This is a genomic window from Paraburkholderia sp. IW21 (genome assembly GCF_041321145.1).
In the GTDB taxonomy this organism is placed as follows: Bacteria; Pseudomonadota; Gammaproteobacteria; order Burkholderiales; family Burkholderiaceae; genus Paraburkholderia.
In genome coordinates this window covers 98,337-110,935 of the sequence record NZ_JBGGWA010000009.1, presented here as the reverse complement: position 1 = coordinate 110,935, position 12,599 = coordinate 98,337, and the positions used below count along the sequence as shown (strand labels likewise).

Here is a 12,599-nt window from a genome sequence, read left to right as displayed (position 1 = left end):
TCATGCAGAACATGTTCTCAGCACTGCCGCACGACAACAATGCAAATCCCTTCTTCAGCATCATCCCCGCCTATGTCCTGTACTTCACGGACGACAATGGAATCCCACATGTCCGCTCCGAACGAACCGAACTCGGTAGGGCGATCACCTGCTTCCTAACGCCTTTCGACGCCATGATCGAAGCGGCTCACCTCACAAGACTCGGCAAGCCGTATCTGGTCATGTCCGCGTCGGATCTCGGTCGATACATGTTTCGCGACCTCGACGGACGCGGCCTGGTCGCCGACATACACCTCGGCTGGCCCACCAAAAGCGGCCGGCTTCTACTTCGACCCAGCGGCAGGTTGGCAAGATATTCGAGGGTGACGCACCAATGGGCTCGTGACCCACTCATGTTCGAAGTCGACGACATCGCGCTCGCCGAGTACGCCAAGCTTCGCGAACTCGCCGGCCTCTATGCGTGGCAGGAAACCGCAAGGGAATTTCTCAACTAGCCCCCCGAGCGCCGTTATACCGCAATCGAATACGCAATCGACTCAATCGGTTCAGTCGAACGATCGGGCAAAGGCGCTTCGGAATGTGAAAAGATCGCCTTATTCGATCCCGAGTTTGAGCAGTGGCATTTCGTGCCCCCTGCGGCACCATGACGAAGACATAAAGTCAGTTCCCACCTGATACAAACCTGTTTTCAAGGAATTAAGAATGAGCCAACGTTTTGATATCCGCGAAGGCGATGCCACCACGGCGGGAGGAACGGTCTACGCAAACTCGCAAGCCCACCAGCTTCACGGTCGCGCGGTTGCCTATGAGGGCGATCCCGTTTGGTGTCCCAAATGCAACACAACGGGCGAAATTCTCTGCGTGGGCAGGCGTTTGCCAAACCGAGGGGTCGATGGCCGTGAACAGGCGTTGAGCTATGACTGGTGCCTGTGCAAGTGCGAGCCCAAGCCGTTGCTCATCGCCTCGCAAAACCAGTCGGGAATGTGCGCCTGAGAATCAGGCAGGTAAATCCAAAGGCGGCCTTCAGCCAATGGAAAGGTGTGATTGTTCCGCACCTTCCTTTGCGGCAATGACCGGAGGGAACGAAATACCCCATTCACGCATCCCCGCCGCCTACCCCCTCGCCTCCCGCATCCGCTCAGTCAGCAGCCGATGCATCAACCCGATTTCCCCCACCGCATCCGCCTCCAGCGACGTCAGCCCGTCTCGCTGGGGAAGCTCACGCCGTATCGGCCGTAACGTCCGATTCAACGCAGCGTCGATGTCGGCGCTCGTGGCGGCGATCCACGTGCCGAGCTCGTCGTGCATGCTGTGCCGGTTCGTGCTCAGGCGCAGTTGCGTCGCCGTTCCCGCCATTTTTCGCAACAGGCTCAGCATCGTCAGCGACACCGTATCGACCATCGAGTCTTCGAGCTTTTCGAGTCGAACGCGGCCGATGGCCTCCTCGGCGTTATTGCTGCCCAATCCAGCGGCGCGGCGCAAGCGTTCAATGTCGTTTTCGCCCCGGCCGGTGTCCTCCAGTGCGGCCCTGAGATACGCGAGATTGGCTCGCACCGCCTGGCTCAAGTAGGCCCGGTAGTCGGCCTTTTCGCGCGTCGGCCACAAATAGAACGTGGCCAGCAGCGCCAATACACAACCGAGCACATTGTTGCCCAGACGCGTGAGCGCATAGGCGAATTCGCCGACGCCCGGCGTCGCAAGGTCGGCGACCAGCACGAAGGTCGGCGTCAGGAAAAGCACAAAGAGGCTGTAGCTGACAGGGCGTAGCGCCATCGTGGCCACCACCAGCGGAAACACCGCCAACGAAATACCAAGAGGCGAATGGATCGCATAACCAATGCCGGCCGCCAGCACGCCGCCGACGATGCTGCCGGCAGCGCGCTCGATACTCCTCGGCCAGGTCGCGGCGATGGACGGTTGCAGTATCAGCAGCGTCGCCATGGTGGCCCAGTAGCCGAATGGCAGCCCCAGCGCCCGTATGACCAGAAAGCCCGTCGTCGTCGTGACGCCCACGCGCGCAGCGTGGCGCATTCCGACAGACTGACTCGACAGGTTCGCCTTGAGTGTCGACCACGTGCGCGTCAACAGCGTGGCGGCGCCAGCCTGCCACCCCCCGGGTTGCGCAAACGCCGGCGCGAAATCAACCAGTTCGAAGTCGGATTTAAGCTTCACGGGTTCCATCAGTGCGGCTTCAAGTCGCCGGGCAAGGCGGCGCAAACGTCGTTGCAGATCGGCGAGACGGCTCCATTGCGCTTCGTTGGCGGCTGCGCCGATTCTTCGCAGCGCCTCGCCCATCCCGCTCAGCAGTCGAGCCGCGCGTCGCGCATGCCGCAAGTCGTCCGGGACTTTTTCGCAGGCGCCGGTAACCGCGATCAGATAGGCAAACAGCGCTTCACTTTCGGTCAGCAGGGCGAGGAGATTGTCGTAGGTTTCCCGGCCACTCGTTCTCGATCCAGGCACGTTCGCGAGTGCCGTACGCGAGCGCTCCAGCGCAACGCGCGCATCGGCGCGAAATTTCGCGGCATGCGTGGCCCACGCGCCGGGCGCCGCGCGCTGGTCGAGCAGACGGGCACTGTCGAATGCGATATCCGCCAGGCGCAGATACACGGCACGCAGCGAAGCCCGGCTCGCACCGAACGGATGGATGCGCCACACGGTCAGGCTCAGCACGATGGCAAACAGGCAGCCGGCCAGGTAGATGCCAAGAAATGCCATGCCCTCCCGGAGCTCGCGCATCGGCCGGTCGACCATCACGACGCACGCGGTCGCAGCGAGAATCGTCACCTGCGATGTAGCGGCGCCCCAAATCCTGCCGAACGCACCGAGCGTCGTGAATGCCAGGACGGCGAGCGCCGCGAACGCCGTGCCCGCACCGGAGGCGAAGGCCGTCAAACCGCCGCACACGGTCGACAGAAGCGCAAAGCCCATCATTGACGCGAAGCGGGCCCGATTGGAGCCGGCCGCGTCGGCGAGACAGGTCCAGAAAGCGCCGATCGCAGCCCATGCAAAGGTCGGGTCGTGCAGCAGATTGCCAAGCACCAGCATGGCGGTGGCGGCACAGGCGGCTCTCAGTCCTTCCGACAGATTCGCCTCGCTCGCCGAAAACGAAACCATCCACACCGGCCGTCTGCGGTAGATCGCGGTGACGACGGCATATAAGCGGCTCGACCCGCGTGGCGACGATGGGTTGGACTTGCGATTCAGCATCCGGACGGTGGCTCCCAAAAACGCGCGTTGGCACTGCATCAGCGCATTGATACGCCGACGGCAGGAAGTCTGCCGCGGCCACCGCATGATAAGGGTTTACACCTAACTATAAAAATGCCTTCGGTTCATCTTCGCGATGCGCTGCGTCTATGCCTGGAACAGCGGCCCCGGCGCGCGAGTGTCAAATACGCATTGAGCGCCAAATGGGACCTCTGAAAAAGCCGGCCATGAAAAAACCGCGCGGCCCTTTCAGGCTCGCGCGGTTTTTCATCAACCACCGGTGTGACGCAGCTTACTTCTTGTAGTTCGCGGCGCCGTCAGTGATTTCCTTGTGCGCGGCTTCGATGCCTGCCCAGCCGTCGACCTTCACCCACTTGCCCTTTTCCAGCGCCTTGTATTGCTCGAAGAAGTGCTTGATCTGGTCTTTCAGGTACGCCGGGACATCGTCGATCGACTTCAGGCCGGCGGTCATCGGGCAGATCTTGTCGTGCGCGACAGCGATCAGCTTTGCGTCGACGCCCGACTCGTCGGTCATTTGCAGCATGCCGAGCGCGCGTGCGCGGATCACCGAGCCGGCCAGCAGCGGGAACGGCGTGATCACCAACACGTCGACCGGGTCGCCGTCGCCCGACAGCGTTTGCGGAATGAAGCCGTAGTTAGCCGGATAGCGCATGCCGGTGCTGATGAAGCGGTCGACGACGAGCAGGCCCAGGTCCTTGTCGGCTTCGTATTTCACCGGGTCGCTTTGCGCCGGGATTTCGATGATGACGTTGAAATCTTGCGGAAGGTCTTTGCCTGCAGGGACGTGATTGAAGCTCATAAGCGCTCTCTGATCAGATGGAATTCGGAACACGGCTTGCGGCGCGTGAGCTCGAGTGGCGTACATCGTGAAACGCGCCTCGACGAGCGGCGCCGCGGCCGGACATGGCGGAATGCGACATTATAGCGAATCGGCCGATGGCGCCTCTGCGGGGATCGGCGCGATAATCATCGGGCGTCGTTCGATTGTGCCTCTCGTTTGTGAACACAAGGTTGTGAACCTCAGTTTGTGAATCTGCAAGGAGCATGCATGAAAGAAGCCAGGCATTTCATCGGCGGCGAGTGGGCCGCTGCTTCAAGCGGCGAGACAATCGCCATGCTCGATCCCTCGGACGGCCAGCCGTTCACCCAGTTGGCGCGCGGCACCGCGGCGGATATCGAGGCCGCCGTCCACGCCGCCCGGCGCGCCTTTGAAGGCGCCTGGGGCAACGCAAGCGCCGCCGAACGCGGCCGCGTGCTGTACCGGCTGTCGATGCTGGTCGCCGCCCGTCAGGAAGAACTCGCCCAACTCGAAGCCCGCGACACCGGCAAGCCGCTCAAGCAGGCGCGCGCCGATTCGGCGGCGCTAGCCCGCTATTTCGAGTTCTATGCCGGCGCAGCGGACAAGCTGCACGGCGAAACGCTGCCCTATCAGGCCGGCTACACGGTGCTGACGATCCGCGAGCCGCATGGCGTGACCGGCCATATCGTGCCGTGGAACTACCCGATGCAGATTTTCGGCCGCAGCGTCGGCGCGGCGCTCGCCACCGGCAATGCGTGCGTCGTCAAACCCGCCGAAGACGCTTGCCTGTCGGTCCTGCGCGTCGCCGGCCTGGCGGCCGAGGCGGGTTTGCCGGCCGGCGCGCTGAATATCGTCACCGGGTACGGGCATGAGGCGGGAGCGGCGCTCGCGCGCCATCCCGGCATCGATCACATCTCGTTCACCGGATCGCCGGAAACCGGCAAGCTCGTCACGCAGATGGCCGCGGAGAACCACGTGCCGGTCACGCTGGAGTTGGGGGGCAAATCGCCGCAAATCGTGTTCGCCGACGCGGATCTCGACGCGGCGCTGCCCGTACTGGTGTCGGCCATCGTGCAAAACGCCGGGCAAACCTGCTCGGCAGGCAGCCGCGTGCTGATCGACCAGGCCATTTACGAGCCGCTGCTCGACCGGCTGAGCGGCGCGTTCCAGGCGTTGCGAGTCGGTCCGTCACATGCCGACCTCGACTGCGGGCCGCTCATCAACGCGAAGCAGCAACAGCGCGTGTGGGACTTCCTGTCGGACGCGCAGCACGACGGCATTCCGATGGCGGCGCACGGCGAAGTGATTCCCGAAGCCCCGGAAAGTGGTTTCTATCAGGCGCCCACGCTGCTGCGCGACGTGCCCGCGAGCCACCGTCTCGCGCGCGACGAAGTGTTCGGCCCAGTTCTCGCCGCGATGTCATTCAGCGACGAAGACGAAGCGCTCTCGCTAGCAAACGGTACGCAGTACGGGCTGGTCGCCGGTATCTGGACGCGCGACGGGGCCCGTCAGATGCGCCTCGCGCGGCGCCTGCGCGCGGGCCAGGTGTTCATCAACAACTATGGCGCAGGGGGCGGGGTCGAATTGCCGTTCGGCGGCGTCAAGCATTCGGGTCATGGCCGCGAAAAGGGTTTCGAAGCGCTGTATGGCTTCACGGTGTTGAAGACCATCGCGATTCGTCACGGTTAGGCGCGGTGAGTATCACAGCGCGTCGGGCATCACGCATCACCATCCACAGCAAAGAGAGGAGACATCATGCGGTTGACAGGTAAAACGGCCATCGTCACGGGTGGCGGCTCGGGTTTCGGCGAAGGCATCGCGAAGACCTACGCGCGCGAAGGCGCGAACGTGGTGGTCAACGATCTCAATGGCGCGGCAGCCGAACGCGTGGCGAGCGAAATCGCGCTGGCCGGCGGCAAGGCGATCGCGGTGGCCGGCAATGTCGCGCAACGCGAAGACTGGCACACACTGCGCGAGGCCGCGCTCGAAGACTTCGGCAGCGTGCAGATCGTCGTCAACAATGCCGGCACCACGCATCGCAACAAGCCGGTACTCGAAGTCACGGAAGCGGAGTTCGACCGCGTCTACGCGGTGAACGTCAAAAGCATCTACTGGAGCGTTCAGGAATTCGTGCCGTATTTCCGCGAGCAAGGCGGCGGGATCTTCATCAATATCGCCTCGACGGCCGGCGTGAGGCCGCGTCCGGGGCTCGTCTGGTACAACGGCAGCAAAGGCGCGGTGATCATCGCGAGCAAGTCGCTCGCCGTCGAACTGGGCCCGGACCGTATTCGCGTGAACTGTGTGAACCCGGTGATCGGCGAGACGGCGCTGCTGTCGGAGTTCATGGGCGTGGAAGATACGCCGGAAAATCGCAAGCGCTTCCTCGCGGGCATTCCGCTCGGCCGGTTTTCGACGCCGCAGGATATCGCCAACGCGGCGCTGTATCTCGCCTCGGACGAAGCGGAGTTCATCACCGGCGTGTGCCTCGAAGTGGACGGCGGCCGCTGCGTGTAGCGTCATTCTTGAAGTCAGTGTTTTCCCCGGGTATCGATTTAGCATGCAAACCACCCAGCACGGCTAGAATCGATCGACGGCGATACTTCATTTCCACAAGAAAAGAGGACACACCATGGGTAGTCCCGCAAATCCGCTCCACCATCCCGGCGCGGGCGCGCCACCTTCCACTTTCGAAGAGGCAACCTACCGCAAGGTCACCTGGCGGCTCGCGCCGTTTCTGATGCTCTGCTACGTGGTCGCGTATCTCGATCGCGTGAACGTCGGCTTCGCCAAACTGCAGATGACCACCGATCTCGGGCTGAGCGATGCGGTATACGGCTTCGGCGCAGGGATTTTCTTCCTCGGCTATTTCATCTTCGAAATTCCGAGTAACGTGATCCTGCACAAAGTGGGCGCACGCGTATGGATCGCGCGGATCATGGTGTCGTGGGGCGTGATCTCGATGCTGACCATGTTCGTCACCACGCCGACCATGTTCTACGTGATGCGCTTCCTGCTCGGACTCGCCGAAGCGGGCTTCTTCCCCGGCATCATCCTGTATCTCACATACTGGTACCCGTCGCATCGGCGCGGCCGCATGACCACCTGGTTCATGACGGCAATCGCGTTGTCCGGCGTGATCGGCGGGCCGACGTCGGGCTATATCCTGAAGAGCTTCAACGGCATGAACGGCTGGCATGGCTGGCAGTGGCTGTTTCTGCTCGAAGGGATTCCATCGGTGATCGTCGGCATTCTGGTGTTCCTGATGCTGGACGACCGTGTCTCGAAGGCGAAGTGGCTCACCGAGGAAGAAAAGCAGTTGCTCGAACGCCAGGTAGCCGCCGAGGAAGCCACCAAGCACGACATGCCGATCCGCGAGGTACTCACGAACGGCCGCGTGCTGATGTTTAGCCTCACCTACTTCTCGTTCGTGATGGGCCTCTATGGCGTGAGCTTCTGGCTGCCGACCATCATCAAGGCGACCGGCGTGACCGACGCGTTCAGTATCGGCCTGCTGTCGGCGATTCCGTTCGCGGCCGCGGTGGTCGCGATGGTATTCGTGTCGCGCAGCGCGGACCGCAACCGCGAGCGGCGCTGGCACATTGCATTGCCGGCGTTCGCGGGCGCGATCGGCCTGGTGCTCTCCGTGGTGTGGGCGCACAACACGGTGCTGGCCATGGCGTCGCTCACGCTCGCGACCATGGGTATCATGACCACCCTGCCGCTGTTCTGGAGTCTGCCGACGGCGATCCTCGCCGGCACGGGCGCGGCGGCCGGCATCGCGATGATCAATTCGATCGGCAACCTTGCGGGCTTTCTCAGCCCGTATGCGGTCGGCTGGCTCAAGCAGGCGACTGCCGCGAACGATTCCGGCATGTACATGCTGGCGGCGTTCATGATCCTGGGCGGTTTGCTGGCGATCAGCGTGCCCGCGAAGATGGTCGACAAGTGAGGTGGCCTGTCTCGTGACGTAAGGCGGGAAGCGCCGTCAAACGCACTACGTCGCGAGTCACGGGTCACGCATCACGCAGTCAACGAAAAAGCCCCCGGCATTCATCAACGCCGGGGGCTTTCTTACTTGCTTCTACTGGGGCACCCGATCAAGAGAATGCCGCGGTGAGCAAAGCATCAAACCACATTCATCGCCAACGCACTCTCGCGATAGTGCTGGCTCGCCTTATCCGCATCGCCAAGCTGTTCATGCAGACGCGCCAACGCGCGATGCGAACGGATCTTCAAGGTCTCGTTATCGGCGAGTTTCAGCGCACGCTCGAGGAACGATTGCGCCTTGCCCCACAACTGCTGGTGCAGACACAAGCGGCCCAATGCGAACAGCAAGTCAGCGTCTTCCGGTCGATCCTTTTGCCACGCTTCGGCCTTCTGGATCAGCGGCAATGCATCGCCCGCGGAAGTGTCCGGATAACGGCGCAGCAAACGCGCGTCCCAGTTCTGCGCCAACGCCTCTTCGACGATCTTGCGCGCTTCCTGCGGCCGATTCAGCGACACCAGCAACTCAGCCGCAAGATCGGCAAGACGCGGCGAATGACGTTCGGTGGTCGACAGCGAATTCCACAACTCCAGCAACGCGTCGGCGTTGTGACGCCGGTCGCGCAGCAGGTTTTCCGCCGCGAGCTGACGCAAACGCACCGCCACCGCCGGATGGATCGCCTCGCGCTTTTCCAGCGTCTTGACGAGCTTGAGCACTTCGCCCCAGTTCTTCAATTGCTGTTGCGCGCGCAACATGATCTGCTGCGCGTGAATCCGCCGTGCGCCCTGCGATTGCATTTCCGTGAGCGCGGTCAATGCGCCGTCGGCATCGCGGCCGTCGGCGCGCATATCGGCGGTCGCCATCAGGCGTGCGTCCTGCCAATCGGCTTCGTCGATCTGTGACAGCCATTCGTCGCGCCGTGCGTATTCATGCATACGGTGCGCCGCCGTGGCCGCGATCAACCCGGCCGCGCCCTTGTTGTCGCCGTTCGCGAGCGCATCTTTCGCGGCTTTTTCGGCACGCGAAAAACGCCCGGCATACAGATTGCCGATCGCGTCACGCAATGCGGCATGCGCCTTTGCGACACGCGAGCGAGCGCGATAGGCGGCCACGCGCTGCGGCATGCGCCAGATATTGCGCACGATGCGCAGCAGCGCGTACACCAGGATGAACAGCACGACCAGCCCGACCACGAACAGATTCAGCGAGATGTCGATGCGGTACGGCGGATAGATCAGCAGCACCTGCCCCGTGTCGAAGCGTCCGACCACCGCCAGCACCACCGCGATGGCGAACAGCAACGCGAGCCATAGAAGTCCCCGGATAGCCATGATTAACCTCGGCTCCGGTATTGATTGACGGCCTGCAGGCTCGTGTTCAGATTCGGCAGTTCAACCGCGACCGAGCCCGCATCCACCTGCTTGACGAGATCGATCACGGTCTGCGTCTTCTTCGATGTGTTGTCGAAGTAGCGCGTAAGCGTGGTGTCCGCTGCGTGCAGGTCGGATTTCAGCGTGGTCTGGTTGCGCGAGAGCAGCGCCAGCCGCGCCGACAGCAAGCGCAGCTTCAGATTCTCGCGCAAGAAGTAACCTTGGTCCGGTGTGACGAGCATGGCGTCGGCATTGTCGATGCGGCGCACCTGCACAAGGCTGGTGAGCTGCTGGCCGATACCGGCCGTGACTTCACGCCACCACACTTTCCAGCGCGGCTCGCCCGTCGCCGCCGCCACCTTCGCCGTGTCTTCCCACGTTGCGGCCTGCGGCGTGGCATGTGCGATCGGCGCTTCACCGGAGAGCGGCAAGCTGTCGACCTGTTCGATCGCGTTGTCGAGCTTGATGGCGAGCCCCGTCAGATCAGTGGACGGCGCGGCCTTCAGCTTGTCGATGTCTTGCGCGATGGCCTTGCGCACGGCCACCACTTGCGCGCTGTCGGACGCCGCGAGACGCGTGTCCGCGCTTTGCAGCGCGAACAGCGCGAGTTGCGTATTGCCCGTGAGCTGCAACTGCTGGCTCGCCGCCGACAGCATCTGGCCGACTTCAGCCAGGGTCCAGTCGTCGCGATTGCGCGCGAGATCGGCGTATTGCTGCTGGAGCGCCTGCTGCGCGGTTTGCGCATCGGCAAGCTTGCCCTCGAGTTGCGCGACCTGCGAGTCCGATTGATGAACCGTGGCCAGCGCCTGATCGGTCTTGATACGCAGCTCGTTGGTCTGCGCGTCGTTGGCCTGCTGGCGTTGCGCGAGCTGCTGCTCGGTGCGCTCCACCTTGCGATTGAGCGCATAGCCGCCCACGCCCGCCGCACAAGCGATGACCACGACGACAAACCACAGCAGCGGTCCGCTCGCGCTGCGGCGCTTTTGCGCTTCGTAGGGCGTGAAGGGTTGATTCGGCGGCAACGGTGGGGTCGCGGCCGGCTGGGGTGAAGCGTTCGTGGATGCGTTCGTTTCAGTCATGCGTGATTTAGCCGGTGAATGAGCCGGATTGGACGGTACCGGTTGAACAACGGGAGGCACGGCGGCAAGCAAGGCGCGGACAATGCGCTCATCGCCCGCGCCGGACACCGTAATGCTATCAAAACCCAATGCCCGCGCGGTCTGCGCGATACGGGGATGCGGCGTAACCAGGTTGGCGTGCTTCAGTTGCACGATTTCGTCGGCGGTCAGATGTTCCTGGGCGAGTTCGTGCAGATTGCGCACGCCTTCCGAACTGGTGAGCAGCCAGGCGTGCGGCACGCCTGCGAGCAGCGCGTGCACGCGCGCCCAGCCGCCGATCGACGGTTCCGGCACGAGGCGGCGATACGCCGCGACCGTCTCGACTTCGGCGCCCGCTTCGCGCAGGCGGTCGGCCAGCCACTCGCGGCCGCCGTCGCCGCGCACGATCAGTACGCGCTTGCCTTCGAGCGTGCTCGCGCCGAGCGCCGTGCCGATTGCGGCGAAGAGACCCTCGGAATCGAAGCGCGCCGTATCGTCGTCGGGTACGGATGGCGGGCTGATGACCTGGTACGCCGGCGCCGCAACGCCGTGACGCGCCAGCGCCTGCACACTGCCCGGCCCGACTACGCCGATCGGCAGCGCGTGCGGCCAGATCGCACCGCTGCGGCCAAACGCATGATCGACCGCATTGGGCGACACGAACACCACCAGCGCGTAGCGCTCCAGAGAAGCCAGCGCGGCGCGCAACGGGGCGTCGTCAGTCACCGGCGCGATGTCGATCAGCGGAAAGTCGAGCACGACGATTCCGGCCGCCGCGAGTTGCGCGATCAATTCGTTCGACTGACCGGCCGGTCGCGTAATCACGACCGTGAACGGCGCGCGGCCGACGGAAGAAGAAGTGTTGCCCGGGATGTCGGCCGCCATCACTCGCCGGTCGCCGCGCTATCCGCCGCGCCTTCCGGGGACGCTGCCGCCGGACCGCTGGCCGTGCTGAGCGTGCGGACGATCTCCATCGCGCCTTGCTGTTCGAGCGCGCTCGCCACTTGCCGGCCGAGCGCAATAGCACTTTCGACGGTGGGCGCGGGCGCCGACGCCTGCGCGCTCAAGACGCGCCGGCCATCGGGCGTGGCGACCATACCGCGCAAATGCAGTGCGCCGTCATGCCAGGTGGCATAGGCCGCGAGCGGCACCTCGCAACTGCCGCCGAGCGCGCGCGACACCATCCGCTCCGCTTCGACGGCTGCTGCCGTATGTTCGTGATGCAGCGGCGCGAGCCACGCCGCGAGGTCCGCGCGATCGGCGCGAATCTCAATGCCCAGCGCGCCCTGACCCGCTGCGGGCAAGCTGTCTTCGGGATCGAGCAACGCGCGGATGCGCTCGCCCAGACCCAAACGCTTCAAACCGGCCGCCGCCAGAATGATTGCCGCGTAGTCGCCGCGATCGAGTTTCGACAGACGGGTATCCAGATTGCCGCGCAACGGCCGCACCACGAGCTGCGGATAACGCATGCGCAGCATCGCCTCGCGGCGCAGGCTGGAGGTGCCGACCACGGCGCCGGCCGGCAGCGCGGCAAGCGAGTCGTAATCATTAGACACCAGCGCATCGCGCGGATCTTCGCGTTCCATGATGGTGGACAGCGCAAAGCCCGCGGGCAATTCCATCGGCACGTCTTTGAGCGAGTGCACGGCGAGGTCGGCGCGGCCGTCGGCCAGCGCGGCTTCCAGTTCCTTGACGAAGAGGCCCTTACCACCAACCTTCGACAAAGTGCGATCGAGAATCTGATCGCCACGTGTTGTCATCCCGAGGATTTTTACGTCACAAGATGGATATAATTTGTGCAGCGCACATCGCACATGCTCCGCCTGCCACATGGCAAGGCGGCTTTCTCGCGACGCAATCACAAGCGTGTGGGGTGGCGCGGAAAACGTCTCGGTGTTCATTAGCTTGCTGATCGAATGACGGGATGTAATAACAATCAATGTTAGCACGCGACCCTGTGTCTCAAGGCATGCAGGCGCGCCGTGCTGGCGCGGTATCGATGGAGGAGACGGGTCTCGCAGCCCGGCGCGCGCCTGCCCCATCCCAGCCTGTTCAAGCACGGTCGTTCGCGCACCGGGCCGCGGCATGCGGGATGATGCAATGCGGCGCAACGTGCCGGG

The 12,599-nt window shown here is 63.7% G+C and carries 10 protein-coding genes; 5 read left to right on the top strand and 5 right to left on the bottom strand.

Translation table 11 applies throughout. The features are described from left to right. The first annotated feature begins 2 nt into the window (after positions 1–2). Complete coding sequence (locus tag ACAX43_RS21465) at positions 3–494, top strand: hypothetical protein (protein ID WP_370710430.1); 492 nt, start codon at positions 3–5, stop codon at positions 492–494. 208 nt (positions 495–702) lie between these two features. Then, the gene (locus tag ACAX43_RS21460; protein WP_370710429.1) at positions 703–993 is read left to right on the top strand and encodes a PAAR domain-containing protein; all 291 of its coding nucleotides are present in this window, start codon (positions 703–705) and stop codon (positions 991–993) included. 120 nt (positions 994–1,113) lie between these two features. On the opposite strand, the gene ACAX43_RS21455 is transcribed toward ACAX43_RS21460, so the two are convergent. Then, positions 1,114–3,207, bottom strand: coding sequence for an FUSC family protein (locus tag ACAX43_RS21455; RefSeq protein WP_370710428.1), 2,094 nt, complete (start codon positions 3,205–3,207; stop codon positions 1,114–1,116). 292 nt (positions 3,208–3,499) lie between these two features. Further along, entirely contained in the window at positions 3,500–4,027 is a 528-nt protein-coding gene (ppa, locus tag ACAX43_RS21450) for an inorganic diphosphatase (protein ID WP_370710427.1), read from the bottom strand. A 249-nt stretch (positions 4,028–4,276) separates the two neighbouring features. Here ppa and ACAX43_RS21445 point away from each other — a divergent pair, with 249 nt between their 5' ends. The 3 genes from ACAX43_RS21445 (at position 4,277) to ACAX43_RS21435 (ending at position 7,976) form a co-directional block, all read left to right on the top strand. Continuing rightward, positions 4,277–5,716 carry an aldehyde dehydrogenase family protein gene (locus ACAX43_RS21445; RefSeq protein WP_370710426.1) on the top strand — a complete coding sequence of 480 codons (1,440 nt, stop codon included), beginning with the start codon at positions 4,277–4,279 and terminating at the stop codon, positions 5,714–5,716. 66 nt (positions 5,717–5,782) lie between these two features. Then, the gene (locus tag ACAX43_RS21440; RefSeq protein ID WP_370710425.1) at positions 5,783–6,541 is read left to right on the top strand and encodes an SDR family oxidoreductase; all 759 of its coding nucleotides are present in this window, start codon (positions 5,783–5,785) and stop codon (positions 6,539–6,541) included. 115 nt (positions 6,542–6,656) lie between these two features. Next, on the top strand, positions 6,657–7,976 hold the full coding sequence (locus ACAX43_RS21435; RefSeq protein WP_370710424.1) for an MFS transporter: 1,320 nt from the start codon (positions 6,657–6,659) through the stop codon (positions 7,974–7,976). Positions 7,977–8,152: 176 nt separating this feature from the next. On the opposite strand, the gene ACAX43_RS21430 is transcribed toward ACAX43_RS21435, so the two are convergent. The 3 genes from ACAX43_RS21430 to hemC are packed head-to-tail and all read right to left on the bottom strand — an operon-like array spanning position 8,153 to position 12,380. Then, complete coding sequence (locus ACAX43_RS21430; protein WP_370710423.1) at positions 8,153–9,343, bottom strand: heme biosynthesis protein HemY; 1,191 nt, start codon at positions 9,341–9,343, stop codon at positions 8,153–8,155. A gap of 2 nt (positions 9,344–9,345) precedes the next feature. Beyond that, entirely contained in the window at positions 9,346–11,364 is a 2,019-nt protein-coding gene (hemDX, locus tag ACAX43_RS21425; protein WP_370710422.1) for a fused uroporphyrinogen-III synthase HemD/membrane protein HemX, read from the bottom strand. Further along, entirely contained in the window at positions 11,364–12,380 is a 1,017-nt protein-coding gene (gene hemC, locus ACAX43_RS21420; protein WP_370710421.1) for a hydroxymethylbilane synthase, read from the bottom strand. The genes hemDX and hemC overlap by 1 nt, the downstream gene beginning before the upstream one ends. Positions 12,381–12,599 lie beyond the last annotated feature (219 nt).